19 protein-coding genes are annotated in these 23,244 nt (G+C 41.8%); 12 read left to right on the plus strand and 7 right to left on the minus strand.

What is annotated here, in order from left to right:
- Positions 1 to 601 precede the first annotated feature (601 nt).
- Entirely contained in the window at positions 602 to 1,525 is a 924-nt protein-coding gene (gene glsB, locus PAT01_RS10115) for a glutaminase B (RefSeq protein ID WP_004588579.1), read from the plus strand.
- A gap of 34 nt (positions 1,526 to 1,559) precedes the next feature.
- On the opposite strand, the gene PAT01_RS10120 is transcribed toward glsB, so the two are convergent.
- Complete coding sequence (locus tag PAT01_RS10120) at positions 1,560 to 2,864, minus strand: inosine/guanosine kinase (protein ID WP_004588578.1); 1,305 nt, start codon at positions 2,862 to 2,864, stop codon at positions 1,560 to 1,562.
- A gap of 178 nt (positions 2,865 to 3,042) precedes the next feature.
- On the opposite strand from PAT01_RS10120, the gene tadA reads away from it, so the two are divergent.
- Positions 3,043 to 3,546 carry a tRNA adenosine(34) deaminase TadA gene (gene tadA, locus PAT01_RS10125; RefSeq protein ID WP_004588577.1) on the plus strand — a complete coding sequence of 168 codons (504 nt, stop codon included), beginning with the start codon at positions 3,043 to 3,045 and terminating at the stop codon, positions 3,544 to 3,546.
- Here tadA and PAT01_RS20080 read toward each other — a convergent pair.
- Together PAT01_RS20080 and mltF are read right to left on the minus strand one after the other, a co-directional pair.
- Positions 3,543 to 3,707, minus strand: coding sequence for a hypothetical protein (locus PAT01_RS20080; RefSeq protein ID WP_004588576.1), 165 nt, complete (start codon positions 3,705 to 3,707; stop codon positions 3,543 to 3,545). The genes tadA and PAT01_RS20080 overlap by 4 nt on opposite strands.
- A 246-nt stretch (positions 3,708 to 3,953) precedes the next feature.
- Positions 3,954 to 5,468, minus strand: coding sequence for a membrane-bound lytic murein transglycosylase MltF (gene mltF / locus PAT01_RS10130; protein WP_138578388.1), 1,515 nt, complete (start codon positions 5,466 to 5,468; stop codon positions 3,954 to 3,956).
- A gap of 211 nt (positions 5,469 to 5,679) precedes the next feature.
- Between mltF and purL the strand changes: the two genes are divergently transcribed.
- The 4 genes from purL (at position 5,680) to PAT01_RS10150 (ending at position 12,700) form a co-directional block, all read left to right on the plus strand.
- Positions 5,680 to 9,570, plus strand: a complete 3,891-nt coding sequence (gene purL, locus PAT01_RS10135) for a phosphoribosylformylglycinamidine synthase (RefSeq protein WP_154945416.1) — start codon at positions 5,680 to 5,682, stop codon at positions 9,568 to 9,570.
- Positions 9,571 to 9,703: 133 nt separating this feature from the next.
- Positions 9,704 to 12,160, plus strand: coding sequence for an intermembrane phospholipid transport YdbH family protein (locus PAT01_RS10140; RefSeq protein WP_154945417.1), 2,457 nt, complete (start codon positions 9,704 to 9,706; stop codon positions 12,158 to 12,160).
- Complete coding sequence (locus PAT01_RS10145; RefSeq protein ID WP_138578382.1) at positions 12,160 to 12,360, plus strand: YnbE family lipoprotein; 201 nt, start codon at positions 12,160 to 12,162, stop codon at positions 12,358 to 12,360. Before PAT01_RS10140 ends, PAT01_RS10145 begins: the two co-directional genes overlap by 1 nt.
- Before the next feature lie 10 nt (positions 12,361 to 12,370).
- Positions 12,371 to 12,700, plus strand: a complete 330-nt coding sequence (locus PAT01_RS10150) for a YdbL family probable chaperone protein (protein ID WP_055252911.1) — start codon at positions 12,371 to 12,373, stop codon at positions 12,698 to 12,700.
- A 37-nt stretch (positions 12,701 to 12,737) separates the two neighbouring features.
- Here the strand turns inward: PAT01_RS10150 and PAT01_RS10155 are convergent, their stop codons facing one another.
- Both PAT01_RS10155 and waaA read right to left on the minus strand, forming a co-directional pair.
- A complete protein-coding gene (locus PAT01_RS10155; protein WP_096042157.1) occupies positions 12,738 to 13,286 on the minus strand; it encodes a DUF1415 domain-containing protein in 549 nt (182 codons plus the stop codon).
- On the minus strand, positions 13,283 to 14,566 hold the full coding sequence (waaA, locus tag PAT01_RS10160) for a lipid IV(A) 3-deoxy-D-manno-octulosonic acid transferase (RefSeq protein WP_138578380.1): 1,284 nt from the start codon (positions 14,564 to 14,566) through the stop codon (positions 13,283 to 13,285). The genes PAT01_RS10155 and waaA overlap by 4 nt, the downstream gene beginning before the upstream one ends.
- 182 nt (positions 14,567 to 14,748) lie before the next feature.
- On the opposite strand from waaA, the gene PAT01_RS10165 reads away from it, so the two are divergent.
- Both PAT01_RS10165 and hldE read left to right on the plus strand, forming a co-directional pair.
- Positions 14,749 to 15,339: a D-sedoheptulose-7-phosphate isomerase gene (locus tag PAT01_RS10165; RefSeq protein WP_004588568.1), complete on the plus strand. Its 591-nt coding sequence runs from the start codon at positions 14,749 to 14,751 to the stop codon at positions 15,337 to 15,339.
- Complete coding sequence (hldE, locus tag PAT01_RS10170; protein ID WP_029773562.1) at positions 15,339 to 16,778, plus strand: bifunctional D-glycero-beta-D-manno-heptose-7-phosphate kinase/D-glycero-beta-D-manno-heptose 1-phosphate adenylyltransferase HldE; 1,440 nt, start codon at positions 15,339 to 15,341, stop codon at positions 16,776 to 16,778. Before PAT01_RS10165 ends, hldE begins: the two co-directional genes overlap by 1 nt.
- Before the next feature lie 98 nt (positions 16,779 to 16,876).
- On the opposite strand, the gene PAT01_RS10175 is transcribed toward hldE, so the two are convergent.
- Positions 16,877 to 18,424, minus strand: coding sequence for a capsule assembly Wzi family protein (locus PAT01_RS10175; RefSeq protein WP_138578378.1), 1,548 nt, complete (start codon positions 18,422 to 18,424; stop codon positions 16,877 to 16,879).
- A 169-nt stretch (positions 18,425 to 18,593) separates the two neighbouring features.
- Here PAT01_RS10175 and PAT01_RS10180 point away from each other — a divergent pair, with 169 nt between their 5' ends.
- On the plus strand, positions 18,594 to 19,667 hold the full coding sequence (locus PAT01_RS10180; RefSeq protein ID WP_138578375.1) for a glycosyltransferase family 1 protein: 1,074 nt from the start codon (positions 18,594 to 18,596) through the stop codon (positions 19,665 to 19,667).
- Positions 19,664 to 20,746, plus strand: a complete 1,083-nt coding sequence (locus PAT01_RS10185; protein ID WP_054983156.1) for a glycosyltransferase — start codon at positions 19,664 to 19,666, stop codon at positions 20,744 to 20,746. The genes PAT01_RS10180 and PAT01_RS10185 overlap by 4 nt, the downstream gene beginning before the upstream one ends.
- Here PAT01_RS10185 and PAT01_RS10190 read toward each other — a convergent pair.
- Complete coding sequence (locus tag PAT01_RS10190) at positions 20,729 to 21,457, minus strand: 3-deoxy-D-manno-octulosonic acid kinase (RefSeq protein WP_054983157.1); 729 nt, start codon at positions 21,455 to 21,457, stop codon at positions 20,729 to 20,731. The two genes, PAT01_RS10185 and PAT01_RS10190, sit on opposite strands and share 18 nt — an antisense overlap.
- 124 nt (positions 21,458 to 21,581) lie before the next feature.
- On the opposite strand from PAT01_RS10190, the gene PAT01_RS10195 reads away from it, so the two are divergent.
- Together PAT01_RS10195 and gmhB are read left to right on the plus strand one after the other, a co-directional pair.
- Positions 21,582 to 22,643, plus strand: a complete 1,062-nt coding sequence (locus tag PAT01_RS10195; RefSeq protein ID WP_138578373.1) for a glycosyltransferase family 9 protein — start codon at positions 21,582 to 21,584, stop codon at positions 22,641 to 22,643.
- Positions 22,640 to 23,203, plus strand: coding sequence for a D-glycero-beta-D-manno-heptose 1,7-bisphosphate 7-phosphatase (gene gmhB, locus PAT01_RS10200; RefSeq protein ID WP_138578371.1), 564 nt, complete (start codon positions 22,640 to 22,642; stop codon positions 23,201 to 23,203). Before PAT01_RS10195 ends, gmhB begins: the two co-directional genes overlap by 4 nt.
- Positions 23,204 to 23,244: the final 41 nt, after the last annotated feature.

Here is a 23,244-nt window from a genome sequence, read left to right on the forward strand (position 1 = left end):
GTGGGCACTATGACATTACCAGGATTCAAATTAAAGAAACCCGTTACAGCGGTGTAACGGGTTTTTTACTGTCTGGGGTTTAGTAAATAACCAAGAGCCCATGCCAAACTCAGTAGTTAAACAAAACAGCTCGAAGGCGAGCCCCGGCCAATGATAGTGTAGTATTTGCTATTTGACTCTCCATCGCTGTGGGCACTACGACATTACCAGGATTCAAATTAAAGAAACCCGTTACAGCGATGTAACGGGTTTTTTGCTGTCTGGGGCTTAATAAAAAGCCAAGATCTCATACTAACTCAGTCTCTGTAATGCCCGCCCTTGTAAATTCTTTGAGCCATAACATTCATATCCCTATATAACGCTAAGCTCCTGAAGCAAAGTCACGGCGCACATCGTGCTGAGTGTAATCAGTTTTTTATAGCCTCGCAAAATGATTAAGGCTTATTGCGGATTGGTATTACTTTGATATAGAAAATATCACTTTGAAAATAAACATTAAGTTCATGCTTATCTGCTATTTTATTCATGTAACATAGCTAGGCGTGCAGAAGTTGTGCGTGTTAAAATCAAATTTTTATAAATGCCAAAATAGAGGTGTCAATTGCCCACTGCTGACTACCAAACTGTACTAGATGAAATAGCACACGAAGTGCGCCCTTTGTTATCACAAGGTAAAGTTGCGGACTATATACCTGCACTTGCTGAGGTTTCTAGCGAGCAGTTTTCTATTGCTATTTATACCACTGATGGCGAAACCATTTGTGCGGGTGATTGCTCAAAACGTTTTACTATTCAGTCAGTTTCTAAAGTAATGACACTCACAATGGCGCTACAGCGCTATGGCGATGAACTATGGCATCGGGTAGGCAAAGAGCCCTCTGGTACCGCGTTTAATTCTCTTACGCAGTTAGAGTTTGAAAAAGGCGTACCACGTAACCCTTTCATTAATGCTGGCGCGATTGTGACGTGCGATGCTTTGTACAGTCGGTTATCAGCACCTCGCCACTCAATGCTTGAAACGTTTAGGCTACTTGCAGGTAATAGTGCAATAGTGATTGATAAAAAAGTGGCCAATTCTGAGTACGAGTTTAGGCATAGAAATGCGGCAATGGCGCATTTAATGAAGTCGTTTGGTAATTTTGAGAATGACGTCGATGACGTACTTTGGTCTTACTTCAATTTTTGTGCGATTGAGCTTAACTGTATTGAGCTAGCTAGAGCGTATAACTTTTTAGCGAATAAAGGGGTTGATTACAGCTCGGGTAAGCGAGTTTTGAGTAGTCGCCAGAATAAACAATTAAATTCGATTTTATTCACCAGCGGCTTATATGATGCGGCAGGTGACTTTGGCTACAGAGTGGGAATGCCGGGTAAATCGGGTGTGTCAGGCACTATATTAGCGGTATTACCGGGTAAGTTTACAGTGGCAGTATATTCACCAGGGCTTAATGAATTTGGTAACTCGGTGGCGGGGATAGCAGCATTAGAGCTGCTATCTAAAAAGCTCGATATTTCGATTTTCTAAAATACCGCAATAGGGAGCACGTAAAGCTCCCTATTTATTGGTCCCAGTACACTTGCTCAAGGCAGTCTTCGCGCTCTGGCAGCCCACGTGATAAACGTGGAGAGTGCTGTACTAATACCTCGTAACTTGCGCGGTTAGCGTACTTACTAATTTGTGCAAGAGAAGAGTAGGTAATGGCCTTTTGTTCGTGTTTTGCTGAGTTAGCGACATTTAACTTATGATAAACGTTTGCTGATAAATCGTGTAACACGGCAGCCAACGCACAATCGCCAGCACCATTGGTGTTTTTGATTGAATCAGGCCCACCCATGAATGGCGCCGTATGGCTATACGCTTTTATCGGGTTTTCGCAATCGGATTTTTTCATTGCACGAGAAAATTCATAGCGATTAAAATCGGCAATGGCACCTGGTAATAGTGGGTACTCGGTTGCACGTTTAAAGCTCTCATCAACGTAACCGGCCATAAATAAGCCTTTTTCGCCAGCGGTACAAATAACTAAGTCTACCCAGTCAAGTGCTTTGTCTGCGGCTAATAATGGGTCTTCAAAGCCAGTAATTGCTAGCCCTTCTTCTTCGTTCATGGCAAGTATATCGACATGCTCGTTTACAAAGTTAGCCCACCAGGTTGGATCTTGCTCAATTAAAAACTTAGTGCCGAGTGTTAAAACTACCGGTACACCTGCATCGTTAGCGTATTTAACTGCTTGCATGGTTGCTTCAGTCATTGTTTCATCACCCTGTGTACGCATTAGGTAGGCGCTGATCACAAGTGCTGATGACTGCTCAATTAAGTGTTTATCGATAGACTCAGGCTTTAAGTGATTCATTAAACCGGCGCTAATTGCGAATGTACGCTCGCCTGTTTCATCAATTAAGGTAAAACAACGGCCAATAGGGCCATCTACTGGTTGTAAATAGTCTAAATCAACGCGGCTTGATGTGTTACATAAAAAGCGGTAGGCATAGCTGCCAATTTTTATGTTTTCACTCATAACACCGAGCAATACTGAACGGTCATCTGCTAGTACAGAGTAGTTATGCATTGTGTTACCAATGGTGCCACCGGCAAATTCGTAATCAACCATGTCGTTTAGTTTTAAACGGTCGTAAAGTGCGTTAGTAATATCGCTATCAATAACTTGCGACATTCCTCGGCGAAGTTGAAACTCGTCTAAAAAAGCCTGATCGACTTTGGCCTCAATATCAACAACGATCTGATCGATACCCGTAATGTAGCTACGTTGTAATCGCTCAGTTGCGTTTAGCTGATTAGTAAGTGGATCTTTAGCTTCCACTGGAAAATAATGTTTATGTCTGCGGCGTCCAGGAAATTTCATTTGCTACCTGTGTTGTGAGCTAAATAAAAAAAGCGTGAGATTATAGCGTAAATCACACTCTATGAGCCACGATAAACCACATTATTTTGTTTTATTTTTGCAATAATTTAATCAATTACGCATTTTAAACAGGCAAGTTGATATAATACCGAAAGAAAATTTATTTAAAGTAAGCACTATGAACGATCTAAAAAGCGATGAGTATTGGATGGAGCAGGCATTAGTTTATGCCAATAAGGCGCAGCAATTGGGCGAAATTCCGGTAGGAGCTGTCCTTGTGAAAGATAACACGCTTATTGCAGCGGGTTATAATCGTTCAATTACTGATAATGACCCCTCTGCGCACGCCGAAATGATTGCAGTGCGTGAAGGAGGGAGAGCTTTAAATAATTACCGTTTAATTGATTGCACTTTGTACGTTACGTTAGAGCCATGCTCTATGTGTGCGGGGCTGTTAGTGCATAGCAGAATAAAGCGCCTTGTGTACGGTGCGCCTGATGCTAAAACAGGCTCGGCTGGGTCGATTATGAACTTATTGCAAGAGCCGAGGCTGAACCATCAGGTAGAGGTGTTAGGTGGGGTGCTTGGTCAAACCTGTGGTAGTACTATTTCGGCGTTTTTTAAACAACGCCGAGAACAAATTAAAGCGGCTAAAAAAGCAGCTCGTCAAATTAGTGACTAGTTAGCCTTATCTGAATCTACTTCTATCATTTGCTGCATCGCAAACATGCGACGACGCCAAATAATTTTTTTATGTAAGTTACGTAGCATAATACGACGTCTGGTGGCTGTTGAATGAATAATATTGCGTTTTAGTTTTTGCGTGCGTCTACGTTTTAGCATGTGTTCTCCTAATGCGTGAGAGTGAGAAAGGCACAAGATATATATTAAAAATCAGGTAAATATACTATAAACACACATTAGTGATCATTTCATGACAAGTAAACAGATTTTTAATTTAGTTACTAGAGTGGTTAGGCCTGAAGGGGAAATTAGCGCCTGTTAAAACGAGGAAAGAATCGTTTAATGCCCACATTTTAATGTTTCACAGGCCTGAATAGCCCATTTAAAAACGTAAATATAAACGCTTTACTGAGACTGCTGCGTGTTATTTTCACCTTGCTTACTTTTTTCTTCAGGTGAAGGCGAAGGGGTAGGTTCGGTTTTATCGTTGTTTATAGGCTCTTTGCTTGGTTGAGCTGCTTTTTCAACTTTAGGTGCTTCAGGTTCTGATTCAGGTTTTGGCTCTGGCGCTAGGGCATTATTTTCATCAAGCCATACAAGTGCATCGTAATACCTGCGAATGTTATCAACATATTTTACCGCAACATCGCCACGTGCATAGCCGTAACGGGTTTTACGGTAATAACGTTTTTTGATTAAAAGTGGTAAGCGCTTTTTTACATCGGCCCATTTATCAGGGCTCGCCCCTTGTTGTTCGGTAATAATGCGCGCGTCGTTAACGTGCCCCCAACCTACATTATAGGCTGCCAGTGCAAGCCAAGTTCTATCGGGCTGCGGGATTCTGTCGGGGATGCGTTTAACGAGCTTAGCTAAGTATTTAGCTCCGCCACGGATGTTTTGCTCTGGCTCTAACCTATTTGTTACGCCCACCTGTTTAGCGGTACTGCGTGTCAGCATCATAATGCCTCTTACACCTGTAGGCGATTTAGCGCGAGGGTTCCACATAGATTCTTGGTAGCTAAGCGCAGCAAGTAAGCGCCAGTCAAGGCTACCTGCATATTGCTCAAACCAAGGCCTGTAAGTGGGTAGCGTTTCTTTTATAGCTTCAATGTACGCAAGCGTATTAACGTAGTTAAACTGGCGTACGTGCCCAAAGTACTTTTCTTCGAGCACATACAGCTGGTTACTTTGTTTTACGTCACCAAAAAAGGGCACTAGCAGTGCATAAAGCGAATCATCTTTTGATTTATTAAGGATCCAAGCTATGGGGTCATTTCGGGTAACTGAAAAGCCAATACTTAAATTTGGGTGGTAACGTCTAAACAGCGAAAGCGTGTGTGAGTCGGCGAGGGTGTAATCTATTTCGCCATCGATAACTGCTTGTAAAAGCTCCTCTTCATCGAGTTCTTCGGTTTCTTGCCAAGTTAAATCTGGGTTACTCTTTTTTATTTTTTGTAAGGTTAAAGAGTGGCTACTTTTGGCTATAACTGTAAAGTTTCCATCAAGGTCGTCAAATTCACGTGGGCGAACTCGACCTTGTTTATAAACCAACTTTTGGCTAATTGTTCTGTAAGTGGGGCCATAGCGATATTGCTGTGCACGTACTTTGTTGTAGGTAAGTCCTGAGGCTATTAAGTCTAAATCACCACTTTCAAGGCGCTCAAACATATCTGATAAATTAAAAAACGGAACTATTTCTAGTTCAACACCTAGGTAGTCGGCAAAAGCTTGAGATAGCTCGTATTCAAAACCTTGCTCGCCTTGCACGGCTTGGTAGTAGTTGCTGGCACTGGCAAGGGTACCTACACGTATTTTGTTTTGTGCTTTAATTTGGGCAAGTTGAGTTTGTTGCTCCTGCATATTACACGCACACAACAACATAACTAAAGTGATGATAATTATTAGCTTTTCTTTCAACATTAACCGCCCCATAAAGCTCATACCCCGTTATACCAAAACTTCACTATGGCGTCACTTAGCGTTTAGCTTTTATTGGTAATTTTGCTGGTGTTTATATAAATAAAAAGTTAATTTTCTGAAAAGCGCAATTTGGAGTTAAAACTCGGTGCTACATAGACTATAATGCCCGCCTAAAATATCGTTCAATCCCTAACCCCGGATGAAATTATCTATGTTGATCCTTCGTGGTGCACCAGCACTTTCAGAGTTCAGAGTTAATAAAATTTTAGCGCGTTGCAAACTATCGCAACTTCCAGTCACCAATGTATATGCCGAGTATGCACATTTTGCCGATTTAACCTCGCCTTTGAGTGTTGATGAGCAAACTAAGCTTGAAAAACTACTTACTTACGGTCCAACTATTGCCGAGCATACCCCAGCTGGCACACTTATTTTAGTTACCCCTCGCCCTGGCACCATTTCACCATGGGCATCTAAAGCAACTGACATAGCGCATAACTGTGGCCTTAAACAGGTTCACCGTGTTGAGCGTGGTATTGCTTATTACGTAGAAGGTGAACTAAGTGCAGAGCAGCTTGCTCAAGTAACGGCGTTATTACACGACCGTATGACCGAGGCAACGCATAGCGAACTTGCTTCTGCAGCGCAGTTATTCCGCAATGACTCACCTCGCGAAATGTCATCAGTTGACATTTTAGGTGGCGGGCGCGAAGCATTGGCTGCGGCAAACGTTGAACAAGGTTTTGCGCTTGCTGATGACGAAATAGACTATTTAGTAGAAAACTTTAAAAAGTTAGGCCGTAACCCTAACGACATAGAGTTATTTATGTTTGCGCAAGCAAACTCTGAGCATTGTCGTCATAAAATATTTAATGCTGATTGGACAATCGATGGTATTGAGCAGCCTAAATCGCTGTTTAAAATGATCAAAAATACATTTGAGCACAATCCTGAAAATGTGCTGTCGGCGTACAAAGATAACGCAGCAGTAATGAAGGGCTCAAAAGCGGGTCGTTTCTTCCCGAATGCGCAAGGTGAATATGCGTATCATCAAGAAGACATAGAAATTTTAATGAAGGTAGAAACCCATAACCACCCAACAGCTATAGCCCCATTTTCTGGTGCGGCTACAGGCTCAGGTGGTGAAATTCGCGATGAAGGCGCAACAGGCCGCGGCTCTAAGCCAAAAGCGGGTTTAGTTGGTTTTACTGTTTCTAACTTACGTATTCCGGGTTACGAGCAACCGTGGGAAAGCGACTTTGGTAAGCCTAATCGTATCGTAAATGCGCTTGATATTATGATGGACGGCCCTTTAGGTGGCGCGGCATTTAATAATGAGTTTGGACGTCCTAACTTATTAGGTTACTTCCGTACCTACGAAGAAAAAGTAACAAGTCACAATGGTGAAGAGGTGCGTGGTTACCACAAGCCTATTATGCTTGCAGGTGGTTTAGGTAATATTCGTGCTGATCATGTTCAAAAAGGGGATATTCCAGTCGGTGCAAAACTTATTGCACTAGGTGGCCCTGCAATGAACATTGGTTTAGGCGGCGGTGCAGCGTCAAGCATGGCATCGGGCCAATCAAACGAAGATTTAGATTTTGCTTCTGTACAGCGTGAAAACCCAGAAATGGAACGCCGTTGCCAAGAAGTGATCGATAAGTGTTGGCAACTAGGGGATGAAAACCCAATTGCGTTTATACACGATGTAGGCGCCGGTGGTTTATCGAATGCGTTTCCTGAGCTTGTAGATGATGGTGGCCGTGGTGGTAAATTCCAACTACGTGATATTCCTAACGATGAGCCGGGCATGGCCCCACACGAAATTTGGTGTAACGAATCGCAAGAACGTTATGTACTGGCTGTAGCGGTTGAAGACTTTGATCGTTTTGAAGCCATTTGTAAGCGCGAACGTGCGCAGTACGCAGTAATAGGTGAAGCCACAGAAGAGCGCCACTTAACTGTTGCCGACAGCCACTTTGATAACAGCCCTGTTGATTTGCCGCTTGATGTATTATTAGGTAAAGCACCTAAAATGCATCGCGATGTAACTTCAAAGCAAGTTACCGGTAAGGCAATTGATGCAGAGTCGATTGATATAGCTGAGGCTGCTCAGCGTTTATTACGCTTACCTACTATTGCAGAAAAAACATTCTTAATTACTATTGGCGATCGCTCGGTTACCGGTTTAGTAGCACGAGATCAAATGGTGGGCCCTTGGCAAGTACCTGTGGCTAACTGTGCAGTTACCGCAGCAACGTACGACACTTATCACGGTGAAGCTATGTCACTGGGTGAGCGCACGCCGGCAGCACTATTAAATTATGGTGCATCGGCGCGTTTAGCCGTGGCAGAGTCACTAACCAATATTGCCTGTGCCAACATTGGCAGCCTAGAGAACATTAAGCTATCGGCTAACTGGATGGCTGCAGCCGGTCACCCTGGTGAAGACGCCGGCCTTTACGAAGCTGTAAAAGCGGTGGGCGAAGAGCTTTGTCCTGCGCTTGGTTTAACTATCCCTGTAGGTAAGGATTCTATGTCGATGAAAACGACATGGAAAAACGAGGACGATAGTGCTGAGCAATCAGTTACTTCTCCGTTATCACTTATTATTACTGCTTTTGGCCGTGTTGACGACGTGCGTAAAACAGTGACTCCGCAGTTACGTACTGATAAAGGCGATACATCACTTATTTTAGTTGACTTAGGCGCGGGTAAAAACCGACTGGGCGCATCAAGCCTTGCACAGGTTTACAAGCAGCTTGGCGATGTAACTCCAGATGTTGACAGCCCTGAGCTACTGAAAGGCTTTTACAATGCCATGCAAGCACTTGTCGCGGATAGCAAGCTACTTGCTTATCATGACCGCTCAGACGGTGGTTTATTTACTACTGTAACTGAAATGGCATTTGCTGGGCACACCGGTGTGACTGTTGATTTAGCTGGGTTAACCGGGACAGACCTAGAAGCCCTTTATAACGAAGAGCTTGGCGCGGTAATTCAAGTTGCTAACAGCGATTTAGATGCCGTAAATGCTGTGTTTGAACAACACGGTGTAGCTGCAATTAGCCACGTGATTGGCTCGCTTAATAGCGACGATAGCATTGTATTTAAGCGCGGTGAGCAAACTGTACTTAATCATACTCGTACTGAATTACGTACTATTTGGGCCGAAACAACGTACCAAATGCAAGCACGTCGTGATAACCCTGATTGTGCTAAGCAAGAGTTTGATGCCAAGTTTGATGCAAAAGATCCAGGCTTAAACGTAAAACTTAACTTTGACTTAAACGAAGATATAGCCGCACCGTACATTGCAACGGGCGCTAAGCCGCAAATGGCTATTTTACGTGAGCAAGGCGTTAACTCGCATTTAGAAATGGCTGCTGCGTTTAACCGTGCAGGTTTTGCCGCTGTTGATGTACACATGAGCGATATCCTCGAAGGGCGTTTAACCCTTGAGCAATTTAAAGGCTTAGTGGCATGTGGTGGTTTCTCTTATGGTGACGTATTAGGCGCCGGTGAAGGCTGGGCTAAGTCTATATTGTTTAACGATATGGCACGCGATCAGTTCCAAAGCTTCTTCCACCGTGAAGACACCTTTAGCTTAGGTGTGTGTAATGGTTGTCAAATGTTATCAACATTGAAAGAGTTAATTCCGGGTACTGAGCATTGGCCACGTTTTGTAACAAATAAGTCAGAGCGTTTTGAAGCTCGCTTCAGTTTAGTTGAAATACAAGAAAACCCGTCTGTGTTCTTTAATGGAATGGCTGGGTCGCGTATGCCAATTGCTGTATCTCATGGTGAAGGCCATGCTGAGTTTGCAAACGATGCTGCCACTAAAGCTGCGCTTGAAAGCGGCACTGTTGCGGTTAAATTTGTAGATAACTACGGTAATCCGACAACGCAATACCCGGCTAACCCGAATGGTTCACCAGAGGGTATTACCGGTATTACCTCTACTGATGGCCGTGCCACTGTAATGATGCCGCACCCTGAGCGTGTATTCCGCGCTGTTGCTAACTCGTGGCACCCAGATGAGTGGAAAGAGGATAGCCCATGGATGCGTATGTTCCGCAACGCACGTAAAAATGTAGGTTAAAAACGACATATACAAGTTAGATTCATAATCTAGCTGTAAAATAAAAAAGGCTGCACTGTGCAGCCTTTTTTGATTGCGTAGATTTAAAATTACGATAGTTTGTAAGGTATGAATAAAAGCTTATAAGGACAGTATGTTAAAGCGCATTGGTTTAATTATGGGTGCTGTATTGCTAAGTATAGTTTTGCTTGGCTATATATTTCGTTTGCCACTATTACAATGGGCTGTAGCGCCTGAACTTGAAAAAGCAGGTGTTACCTTAAGCTGCTTAGATTTTTCGCTTACGAGTAAGTTAAATGTGCACGTACAAAAAGCCTGTTTAAGTTACCAAAATCAAGAGCTTGCTCTTACAGGTGTTACTGCTAATACTAAGCATGTTAAAGTTAAACACGCAGTACTTAATGTAAATCCATTTCCTCAAGGTAGTAAAACAAGCACTGCTGCCACAATTTTAGATTTAGCGCTTCCTGAAAAAAGGCCAACAATTACAGTTGAGCATTTAACTATACACAGTGCGCTTTTAAAGCGTCCGCTAATGCTAAATATCACCGAGCCCACGCTTAACCAGTTTGTAGTCAATGGTGATTTAAACGCAAGCGCAACGCTTTACAATAATAAGGTACAAGGGCAGCTTAAAGTTAATGATGGATTATTGAAGCAACTACTTAAAACAGATAATGAGTTATTAAGTGGACTTAGCTTTAATGCAGCGCAGGCATTTAGCTTTAACGGAGTAGAGGCAAGCCTTACTGGTGATTTACAAGCCCAGTATGACTATAAAATACAAAGCTGCGATATAACAAACAGCTCCAAAGGTGTGCTAAGTGCTACCTATAATTTAAATAGCCAAAACCTTGAGCTTGACCCAAGCAAGCTTAAAAACAATGTAAAACTTAGTAATAACTGCCAATCTCTTATTCCTGAAAGTGCCTACAAGTCATTTGCTGTAAAGCAGCTTCCACTTAATTGGCAATGGGCTTTAGCTAAACCAATTAACTTTGCACATAACAACCTAACCTTACCGTTAATAACGCTCAAAAGCGCAGAGCAAGCCAAGCAAAATATAGATATAACGTTTACAGATACGTTTATAAATACTGCTGCACCGTTACAAAGCGCCCGCACACAGCTAAAGGCACAGCTACATACGGATGAAATAGACGCTATAACGCTAAATACGCAGCTTAAAAACGCTCAATTAAGCGGTAATTACGATATTGCGCTTACCGCTTTGCCTGAATTTTTACCGGCTGAGGCTAATAATATTAAAGCCAAGGGGGACTTTACAGTCACTCAACTTATTGACTTTAAGCCAGAAGGTAGCGCACGTATTGAGTTAAGCGTTGATAGCGCAGCTGCTTATGGCAGCACTCTTAACGGCTACACAGGTAACCTTGAAGCAAGTATGAATGAAAAGCTCGATGCAAAAGTAACGCTTAAAAGTAAGCTTAAAAGCGTGCAATACAACGAATATAAACTCACCGGTATTAATAACACCTTTAGTGCAAGGGCAAACTTAGGTGTGGGAGAGTTATTTGCTCACTTAAATGCAAGCACCCAAATAAATACACTCACTAGTCCAAATGTCGATTTAAATACTATAAACGTAACGTCAACTGGGCTGCAAAGTCGCGCGCTTAAAGCGTCTCATCATGTATTTGTAAATGGTGTTGAGCTGGTGGCCAATCACCATGTTTCAAAGGTAGCGCATCCGTTTGAAGTGATTATACCGCAGCAAAGTGTGCTTTCGTTAAATTCAATCGTTAGCCAATTTGAACCGTTAGCTCAGCTAACCCAAGGAAAATTGGGTGGGCGTATAAGTGGTGATGTGAATTTACAAAAAGCAAATTTTACTTTAACGATGACTGATACCAGTGCACTGTATAACGACTACTTAGCTAATCAATTTAGTATGCAGCTAGGTGGGCATTACGATTCAGGGCAGCTTAATGTTGCCCCTACTACCTTTAATCTTAATGAATTACGTGCAGGCGCTGTAGTTAAAAGTATCACGGGTAATATTAAAGTGATTAATAATAGCGCGCAGGCCTTTGATGTTGAAGGCGATATTTTTGGTGGTAGATTTTCTTTAGATAAATACACGCTTTTAAAGCAACAGCAAACAGCTAATGTTACGTTTGAAAATGTTGATGCCAGTAAATTAATAACGCTTGACGATAAGTCGGGTATTACCCTAACAGGTAGGCTAAAAGGGTCGTTGCCGTTTTATTTTGATGACACAGGGGTTGAGGTAAAAAATGGCAGCCTAACCAATCAAGGCCAAGGGAAGCTTGTTATTAGTAATAACGAAGCGTTTGACGCTGTTATGCGCCAGCAACAAGAGTTACAACCTGTGCTTGGGTTGCTCAAAAACCTTGATATACAAAAACTTAATAGTACAGTAGCGCTTAAAAGTGATGGCTGGTTAAACTTAGGTGTTAACTTACAAGGCTTTAATGAGCCAGAGCAGCAACAAGTTAACTTTAATTATAATCACGAAGAAAACGTGTTTACGTTGCTAAGAGCGCTTAGACTGAGCGACGAAATAACGCAAAAAGTTGAGCAGCAATACTCTAAAAAAGGAAACTAATGGTGAAAAATTTGTTGAGCATTAAGGCCGTTATTGCACTTGCTGCTATTAGCGCTTTAAGCGCATGTACCCACAGAGTAGAGGTGGCAGCGAAAGAGCCGATAACGATCAATCTAAATGTAAAAGTAGATCACGAAATTCGAGTAAAAGTTGATAAAGAACTCGATAACTTATTCAGTGACGACAGTGAATTATTTTAGGAGCTAAATGATGACTATAAAAAATAAATTAAGTATTGCCACTCTAGCAAGTGCGGTATGTTTGTCGTTTTCGGCGTGGGCTATTAGTTTAGATGATGCTAAAAACCAAGGCTTAGTGGGTGAAGATAGCTCAGGTTACTTAGGGCTTGTGGTACAAAACAGCGAGGCAAAAGCCGTGGTTGAGGAAATTAACGCTAAACGTAAAGCACAGTATTTAAAGTTGGCTAAAAAGAACGATTTATCGCTGGCACAAGTAGAAGCACTCGCAGCAGCTAAAACAATCGAAAAGACCAAAAGTGGCCACTATATTGAAGTGAATGGTAACTGGGTTAAAAAGTAATACAAGCAGCTAAACATATTACTTAAAAACCGAGCGTTTAGGCGCTCGGTTTTTTTATATTTGCTAAAAGTTGCTGCCAAAAGTCGAATCCTTTGCGCCTTGCAAGCTTTATATTGTGCTCTGGTATAGATTCAGGCTCGTTATAGTTATCAAGCGCTTCGCTCATACTCAGTTCGCGAATTAAATGCAGTGTAGGGTAGGGGGCTCGGTTAGTGTAATTTGCCGCATCATCTTCATCGCTGTCGGCAAACACGTAATCGGGATGAAAATTAGCAATTTGGTATTTACCTTCAAACCCTTGCGCTACCAGTAAGGCATTGGCTAAATCGACTAAATCTAAAAAGTCTTCAAAATCGCTAAAGCCGTTATCAAACAGTATTAATGTGGTTTCGCGCTCTGGGTTTTGATCAAGCTGCACACACTGCTCTAGCATGTCCATTACAGCGTCATCAATTTTTATTGCAGGGCTAAGCACATAATGAATACAGTTATTTTCTACTTCTTTACGGGCAAATGGGCAAAAATTATATTTTACAATAACGGATGATACCCACTCGCGGGTTTGGGCAATTGCTTGATGAGTCATGCTTTTGGCTCTAAATACTGATTTATAATGGTTAATGTTTTTTCAATGGCGCCTTGGTTTTTTACTACACATTGCTGCGCTTTAATACCCAAGCTTTGGCACGCTTTGGTGTTTTGGCTTAAATTAATTAATTGTTTAGCAAGCTCATCGGTATTTTCAACAACGACAGCCCCTTTAAGTTTAATTAGCTCAGGGTAGATATGATCAAAATTATACGTGTGTGGGCCTGTAATAACACCAACCGAAAAAGCAGCAGCTTCAAGTGGGTTGTGCCCACCTCGGCGAATTAAACTACCGCCTATGTAACTTACATTCGCTGCGCCATATAAACACTGAAGTTCGCCCAGTGTATCAGCTAATAGTACCTGCTCGTTTTGATAGTTATTGTTGCTGCGACGACTAAAGCTAAGTGGGCTTTGAGTTAACTTATCGGCTACTTTATCAAATTGCTCTGGGTGACGCGGTGCTATAACTAAAAGTGCATTAGGGTATTTTTTTAATAGCTGCTGATGGGCGTTTAATATCATTTCGTGTTCAAGCGGGTGAGTGGAGCCTGCCACCCATACAAAACGTTCTTTGGTTTTATATTCGGCTTTAAGATTTGCTACTTTAGTTAGTTGCTCATTGCTTGGTGTAATGTCGAACTTTATTGAGCCTGTAACATGGCTTTTTGAAGGGGGTAAACCAAGTTCAATAAAGCGCTTAGCATCATTTTTATTATGACTTGCAAGCACTGAAATTGAACGCATAATTATATGCGTTAACCCTGCCACCTTTTGATACCCCTGTTGCGATTTTTCGCTTAGGCGAGCATTAAGCACTAATACCGGTATATTCTTTTTATGGCTTATTGCCATTAAATTAGGCCACAGTTCAGTTTCTAAAATACACAGTGCTTGTGGATTTACGCGCTTTAAAAATCGAGCGCTCGAACCTGCAAAGTCTATAGGTAAATAACAACACGCCACGTTATTTTTAAATTGTTCACTAATTTGCGCACGCCCGGTAGGAGTATTGCAAGTAATAAGTATATTAAGCTGCGGGTGTTGTTTTTGCAGTGCTTTAATCAGTGGCGTTGCAGCAAGGACCTCACCTACAGAAGCGCAGTGGAACACAACCGGTTTAGCGCTATTATTAAATAAGTGTTTGCTAATAAAACCAAAGCGCTCTTTAAAGTGCGCGCGGTAGCCTTTATTTTTTTCACCTCTTAGTACATACAAGTAAAATACAATCAGTGGGCTAATTAAAATTAAAGCGAGTGAGTAAAAAATGCGTGCCATACTGAACTTTTATTAAGGTAAGTGGCGCTAGTTTAACGCGAAAGTGATAATTTCTGAACATGTGAAGCACTAAATTATAATTCAGTTCAGCTATATTCCCATAAAATACACACAACTAAATAAAACTATGGAATAATGGATTTAATTTTTTCCTGCCATTTCAGTTCCTAGAGGAATTTTTCATGTCAATTATCGATTCTGTGGCAACAAGCTACGTTGAAAGTTTAAACCGTCATCAAGCCTTATTTGAAACGATGGAGGCTTATCATCAAGAGTCTATGCAATTATTAGAAGCGTGCCACAGTGCATTGCAAGCTGGTGGTAAGGTTATTTGGTTTGGCAACGGCGGAAGTGCTGCCGATGCACAGCATTTAGCTGCCGAATTTGTTGTGCGTTATAAGTTAGAGCGTGGCCCGCTTGCCTCTATGGCGCTGACCACAGATACCTCAATACTGACTGCACACAGTAACGACTACCACTTTGATACGGTATTTGAACGCCAAGTTCAGGCTTTATGTAAACCGGAAGATTTAGTGATTGGTTTAACAACCTCAGGTACCAGCGCCAATATTAATTTAGCACTGGAAGCGGCTAACAAGATTGGCGCGTTTACGGTTGCCTTAACTGGACGCGAGGGCGGTAAAGTAAAAGACATTGCTAAATTGCCCATTATTATAAAAAATGATGAAACAGCCCGTATCCAAGAGGCACATATGTTTATTGGCCATTGGTTATGTGAAGCTATTGATATGGTTGTTGCGGAGCAGCAGTAATGGATTTATCGCTATTAAAAAACTTATCTAAAGCGCGTATTTTAGTTGTCGGCGATGTCATGCTAGACCGATACTGGTATGGCGATACAGGGCGTATTTCGCCTGAGGCCCCAGTACCCGTTGTTAAAGTAAGCAAGTTTGAAGATAAAGCGGGTGGCGCTGCAAATGTTGCAAAAAACATTGCTAGGCTTGATGCCAAAGTGGGCTTACTTGGTTTAATTGGTGAAGATGAAAGCGGGCAAATCTTAGAAACCATTTTAAAGGGTGAAAAAATACATTCACAGCTTGTTAGTGTATGCGATTTACCCACTATTTCTAAAATGCGTGTAATTAGCCGCCATCAACAACTTGTGCGCCTAGATTTAGAAGAGACCTTTAGCGAGCAGCATAGCCAGTTGTTATTAAACCGTTTAGAGCTGGTGCTTGATGATTACGACTTTGTGGTATTTTCTGATTACAGCAAAGGCTCGCTGAGCTTGATTAAAGAAATGGTTAGCGTTGCTAAAGCAGCGGGTAAAACCGTGCTTATAGACCCTAAATCGCCCGACTTACACTTATACGAAGGCGCAGACTATATTACCCCTAATTTACATGAATTTAATTTGGCTGGGGGGAAAACAGGCTCTGAAGAAATATTAGCACAAAGCGCGCGTGAGCTAATTAGTAAAAATGGTATTAAAGCCATGCTACTTACACGCTCTGAGCAAGGTATGTCATTAATTAACGCTGATGAAAAACACGACTTTGCAGCGCAGCAGCTAGAAGTAAGTGATGTAACTGGCGCAGGCGATACTGTTATAGCCACGCTTGCGGTGATGCTCGGGGCAGGTATGGAGCCTAAAGATGCGGTAGAAATTGCTAATTTAGCCGCAGGCATTGTAGTAAGTAAGTTGGGGGCGGCAACGGTTTCACCAGAAGAGCTTAGCCAAAAGCTTGGCCAATACTTACACACCAATGGCGAGCACTACCAAACTCCGTTTGACGATGTGCTGCAACATATTGAGTTTGCTAAACAAAATGGCGAAACGATAGTGTTTACCAATGGCTGTTTTGATATTTTACACGCAGGCCACGTACGCTATTTAGCCCAAGCCAAAGCGCGTGGAGATAGACTCGTTGTTGGTTTAAATAATGATGATTCAATTACGCGTTTAAAAGGCCCTGAGCGCCCTATAAATCCGCTTGATGAGCGCGCAATGGTATTAAGTGCACTCGCCTCTGTAGATTGGGTAATTCCCTTTGGCAGCGCGGACGAAAACGACACACCTGCTAAATTAATTGAGCAAATAAGCCCCGATATTTTAGTTAAAGGTGGTGATTACACGGTAGAGCAAATAGCTGGCGCCGATCATGTGCTACGCCATGGCGGCAAAGTAGAAGTGCTGACATTTTTAGATGGTTGTTCAACCTCTAAGGTGATTAGCAAAATAAAGCAGTAATATTTGCTGATTAAATAAAAAAGGGTTGAAAACGCAGTTTTCAACCCTTTTTTGTTATAAATAGCTGGCATTTAAAATGCTATTTTTAAATATACGGTTTAAAAATTATATTCGTACTTAGCAAACGCTGATGTGTCGTTTTCTGCGCCATCGTTGTTTGATGCAAAAGCGCCCAGCGTTAAGCGCCCACCCATAGCCAGCTGCCTGTAGCGTAGCTCAACTTGTTTTGAGTTATAACCGGTTTTGGTAATTGTATTACCTAAATCGGGGTTACTAGGGTAACGGTCAAGATTATCGCTGTTGTAATCTACACTACGTAGTTTTACTTGCCAGTCATCGCCATTTGAAAGCTGACCTAAAAGTGTTAATACCACTGACTGTGCATCATTATCAAAGGTTGAGCCAATAGTGCGGCCGTGGTAACGATAGCCCGATTTATAATCGGAGTGTTCGTAGTAGCAGTTTTCACTGGTTGATTCGGCCGAGCACGATACACCTGTATCTATGTATTCAACGTTAACGAGCACATTTTGATTGTAAATGCGCTGCGTAGTTTGTACGCCAAATAAGTACGCTCTGTCGGCTGGTTTGAATTGCGAGCTGGCATCTTCGCCAATTGTACTTGCGTAGATTGCATACGGGTGACTAAATAAAGTGTCAGACCAACGCACATCTATGCCTGCAAGCTGATTACCAATTTTAGACTCCAGTGAGCTATCACAATTTTCATTGCCATCAATACAATTAGTTTGCCCAGTAATAACATCAATAAAGTCACCTGCTGAGCTTGGTTGGCCTTCACCGGCCCACTGCGCAGACCAACTTAAAGCAATTTCAAGCTGTTGCATCGGGCGAAAGTTAACACGGCTGCTCCAAAGCAGCGCATCAGGAATAACACGGGTCGATTCTAACTTTGCCATTTGCGCGGTAAAGCTCCATTGCCCGAGCCAACTTAACCAAGGCGTTTCAAACGCTGTGCTTTGCTCACGGGTTACACTTAGTGCCGGCAGTGGCTTTGCATTACCCGACATAATTAAACTGTTATCAACACCTGGGCCCCAAAACTGCTCTACGGCACCGGCTCTAAAAATCCAATTGCCCAAGCGGTAGGCTAAGTAGCTATCGTCAAATGAGGTATCGTTACAATCTTCAAGTGCTTGTTCGTTAGTGGCTATATCATCGGTTGTTTTGCCATCAACTAAGCATTGTTTACCATCGTTTCGGTAATTAATGGCTACCTTCGCCGCAAAGTTATCGCCAAGGTAGGCGTAGGCCGCAGAAAGCTCAGATTCTTGTGTGTTGGTTGCCCCAAAGCTGGTGGCTATAATTGGGTCTGATACGGCAAGCGCTGAGAGTTGTACACTGTGCGAGCTACTGTTTTCTGACTTATAACGATGTTTTACACGAAGCAGTGCATCTTGCAGGCTGGGAGATAAAAGTTCAAGCTTGCTCGATTCTAGCTCGCCAATAAAGCTTTTCCACATTAGCGGGTAGGTGGTTACAGGCGCTAAAATAACACCGGCATCGGCCAGTTGTTGAATGTCGGCTCGTAGACCGTAATCGTCTGGCTTTACCCAGGGCTCTGCTGTTACTGATGCGCTTATAGCGCAAAAAAGAGAAGAAAGTAGAAAGATTCTGTTTCGCAAAGTTCAGATCCTTGTGATTAAGATTGCGGCTAAGTTTACCAATCTAACATGGCTATTGCAGTAAATAATCTATTTTAGGGCGTTAAATTTGTGTATAAAAATGTAACCTAGCTATCGTAAAAACAATGGGATTGATATACTGCTGCGCAAATAGGAAATAGAGAATGCAATGAGCAACAAACGACTTTTATTTATACCCGTATCATCGCCACAAGGAATAGGTGAATACATGCGCTCGTTGTTGCTAGCCCAAAGCCTTGAGAGTGAATGTCTAGGTTCACTTACCATCCATTTTGTTTTAAATAAACACACGAACTACGCTAAAAACTGCCCATATGATACCACCTTGCTTGAGCGCTCTGCGACTAAAGAGCGCGATAAAGTGTGTGAAGTTATAGCCGATTTTAAACCTGACATTGTAATATTTGATTGTGCAGGGCGCGCTGCTCACATGAAAGCTGCAAAAAAAGTGGGTGCCAAAGTGGTGTTTATTTCTCAGCATGCGAAAAAGCGAGCGAAGGGCTTAAAACTTAACCGTATCAACTTAATTGATAGCCATTGGGTGGTACAGCCCGATTACTGCATTGAACCTCTGAGCTGGGCTGAAAAAGCTAAAATAGATATGTTTTCTTTAGCTATGCCTAAAAATGTGGGCCCTTACATAGCATTTTCATCAGCGTGTGATACCAAACAGGTGTTAAAAAAATATCAGCTTGATGAACAAGGCTACTTTATTGTGAGTGCAGGCTCTGGTGGTCATGTGCTAGATAATCAAAACTGTGCAGATGTATTTTTTGCTGCCGCAGAGCAAATTTCATTGCAAACAGGGTTAAAGGCGGTGGTGGTATTTGGCCCTAATTATAATAAAGCGTTGCCAGTATCAAATACGGTTATAAATTTGGATACGTTAGAAAATAGTGAGTTTTTGTCGCTTATGGAGCAAGCTAAATTTGCATTGTTAAGTGCTGGCGACACGCTATTGCAGGCGGTTGCTGTTAAAACGCCTGCTGTGGCATGCGCTATATCAAAAGATCAAACACAGCGCCTAGCAAGCTGCGCCACAACTGGCGTGGTAATTAAAGCAAACTTTGAGATTGAAGACATAATAAATAAAGCCAGCGCTTTACTAATAGAGCCGCATTTTAACCAGCTACTAGAAAAATATTCTTTGCTTGAAAGCGCGCATAGCTATGAAGAAATAACGCAAGGGGTTAAAAGCATGCTGATGGTTGCCGATAGATGAATATAGTGATTGTAATAGACTCGTTAGCGGGTGGTGGCGCCGAAAAAGTGATGCTAACCCTTGCTCAGCAGCTAGTAAAAACGCATAGCGTTACTATTTTATCGTTGGCTAATAAATATGAATACACGATCCCTGCGAACATAAAGGTTGAAAGTTTATTCAGTGATAAAGCCACTAAAGTGGATCGCTTTTGGAAAATAAACAAAAGTGTAGCAAAACTAGAGGCGTGGTTTAATAACAAACAAAAACAAATTGGCCCCATAGATTTAGTGCTTAGCAATTTAGATAGAAGCAATAACTTATTGGCTAAAAGCCAGATTAAAAATGTTCACTTTGTTATGCATAACTCTGTTAATGCAGAGCTAGCTAGGCAAAAAAAGTTAGGCCCGTTTTCTTATTACTATCTTAAAAAGTCAAAGCAAAACTTAAATGGAAAATCCTTGGTGTGCGTGTCTAAAGGGGTAGAGCAAGAAATTACCCAAGGGCGTTTAATTAGCCCAAGCGCCATCACAACTATTTATAATCCCTTTAATTTAGTGGATATAAAGCGGCTCTCAAATGAGGTTAATACGCAAATTCCACAATCGCCGTATGTTATTCATGTAGGGCGATTAGCTAAACAAAAGCGCCACGATATTTTATTTTCGGCATTTGCAAAGCTTGATAAAAAATACAAATTAGTCCTTTTATGTAATAAGCCTAGCAAAGCATTTAAGCTTGCAAAAACGTATGGTATTGAGGGACAACTTATAGTGCCAGGGTTTGAGCAAAACCCGTATAACTGGATTAAGCAGGCTGAGGCATTAGTATTAAGCTCTGATTTTGAAGGGCTCCCTACAGTGTTAATTGAAGCATTAGCTGTTGGCACGCCTGTAGTAAGTACTAACTGTACGTTTGGGCCGAGCGAAATTTTAACAAACGACTTGGCTAAATATTTAGCGCCTGTAGGGCATAGCGATGAGCTAGCGGCTAAAATTGAGCTGGTTTTAAACACTAAGCCTAATGTAGATAATGCCGACATTTTACAAAAGGTAACGGCCGAACAAGTTGCTAAGCAATACCTAGCTTTGTGTGGTTAATTGCTCTTTATAAATAGCCAATAAAGTTTGCCAGTCATTACTTTGCCAATAAAAAGCGTTGTTACGTCCTTGCTCTTTTAAAAATGAGCGCTCTAAACGTGCCATATTACTTTGTTGCCATTGCTTGTTAGGTGGTTTTATTTCGCCGCGATCAAAGTCGATAATATAAACCTCGCCCGTTTCATTAAATAAAATATTATTTATATTCAAATCAGCGTGGTACACACCTTTTGAGTGAAATAGCGCAACAGTATTGGCAATGCGCTTGAGCTCATCTTCTGTTAGTGGGCGTTCAATTAAAATATCGAGCAGGCTTTTAGCCCCTTTTACAGCCTCTGTAATTATATCGCCACGATAAATTAAGCCTGTGGTTGTTACCTTGGCGGCAATGGGTTTTGGTACATTTAAGCCAAGCTCAATAAGCCTTATCATTAAGCTGAACTCTTTATACACACGGGTGTTTTTAAGCCCAGGGTAGAGGTACTGATCGCTTAACAACTTGCCAACTAAACCGCCGCGCCAATAGTGCCTAAGTACAGCGGTTAAATCATCGTGTTTAAAAAACCAGGCTGTGGCGCGGCCTTTTTTAGCACCGACTATTTTATTTTGCTGTTGCCAATAATCTGCATTGAACCAGTTTAAATCAACCTCGTTAAAATAATCTGGGTGGCTTAAAATAGTGTGCTTACCTTGCGTTAGTGTTTTAAACATAGCTCGTTAAAATAATTCAATAATGCGCGTATATTAACGTGTTTTATAGCGCAGCATAAGTGCTTGCATTAGTGCGAGTATAATTTAAGATCGCAGTCTATTATTTAAAGCCAAAGTGGAACGCGTGACTCAAGTGCCTAATTACTCCTCAATTTGTATTTTAAGACTCTCTGCCATTGGTGATGTGTGTCATGCCGTTAGTGCTGTACAAGCCATTCAAAAAGCACACCCCAATGCAAAAATAACGTGGGTAATGGGTAAAATAGAAGCCATGTTACTTGCCGATTTACCTGGGGTTGAGCTGGTGGTTTTTGATAAAAAACAAGGTAAGGATGCACTTAAAAAGTTAGCACATTCTTTTAAAGGGCAGCAGTTTGATGTGCTGCTTAATATGCAAGTCGCATTAAGAGCTGGCTTTGTTGCGCGCTGTATTCCGGCTAAAGTAAAAATAGGCTTTGATTGGGCACGTTCAAAAGAATTACATAGCTTGTTTATAAATAAACGAATAGCCCCACAAAAAGAAGCGCATGTGCTAGAGGGATTTAAAGGCTTTGCGGGTGCCATTGGGGTTAAAGACTATTCACCTACCTGGGATATGCCTTATACCTTAGCGGATGAGAACAAAGCAGATGCATTATTAGGGCCTGCATATTTGGCAAATAAGTTATTGGTAATATCTCCTGCGGCCAGTAAAGCACAGCGAAACTGGTTGCCTGAGCGCTATGCTGCCCTTGCTGATTACGCGCATGAGCAAGGCTTTAACGTGGTACTAACGGGCGGCCCAACTGAGCTTGAGATTAATTTAGCTAATCAAATTATAAAACACAGTCACTGCACTATTTTAAACTTAGTTGGTAAAACAAAACTTAAAGAGCTGCTATGTGTACTTAAGCGCGCTGATTTAGTTTTAGCCCCCGATACCGGTCCTGCGCATATGGCGGTAACGGTAGGTACGCCGGTTATTGGTTTATATGCGCATTCTAATCCTGCACGTACAGGCCCTTATTTATATCAAGACTACGTAGTTGAGGTGTATCATCAAAATCTGCTAAAGCAAACGGGTAAAACAGCTCAACAATTGCCTTGGGGTACGCGCGTTAAGGGAGATGACCTTATGAGCCAAATAACCGTAGGCAGTGTTAAAACTATGTTTGATCATGTGGTACAAAAAGAGTCTATAAAATGAGTGTAACAGAAAAAAACAAAGCGCTTTTTTTAGACCGAGATGGCGTGGTAAATATTGATCATGGCTATGTGTATCAAAGTGAAAAATTTGAATTTATAGACGGTGTGTTTAGTACCTGTAAAGCATTTTATGATGCAGGTTATAAAATTATCATAGTGACTAATCAATCAGGAATAGGGCGAGGTTACTACACTGAAGATGACTTTTTAGCTTTAACTCAATGGATGAAAACACAATTTAGTAAGCACAATATTAAAATTACAGATGTGTATTTTTGCCCGCACCATCCCAAAAAAGCGATGGCGCAATATTTAAAACAGTGCCAGTGCAGAAAGCCAGCTCCAGGTATGCTGTTACAAGCTATGCAAGAGCATAATATTGACCCTTCGAGCAGTGTTATGGTGGGTGATAAACTTAGCGATATGCAAGCGGCACAAAAAGCAGCTATTAGCACGCGAGTGCTAGTTCGCTCTGGTCAACAATTTGACGAAACCGCAAAACAATACGCCGATTTAGTGATTGACTCTATTAACGATTTACCAGCACACTACCTGGTATAAAGTGCGTTTATATTTTCGCAACTGAAGTGTTAAGTATTGCT

The sequence above is a fragment of the Pseudoalteromonas atlantica genome, assembly GCA_007988745.1.
Taxonomy (GTDB): domain Bacteria; phylum Pseudomonadota; class Gammaproteobacteria; order Enterobacterales; family Alteromonadaceae; genus Pseudoalteromonas; species Pseudoalteromonas atlantica.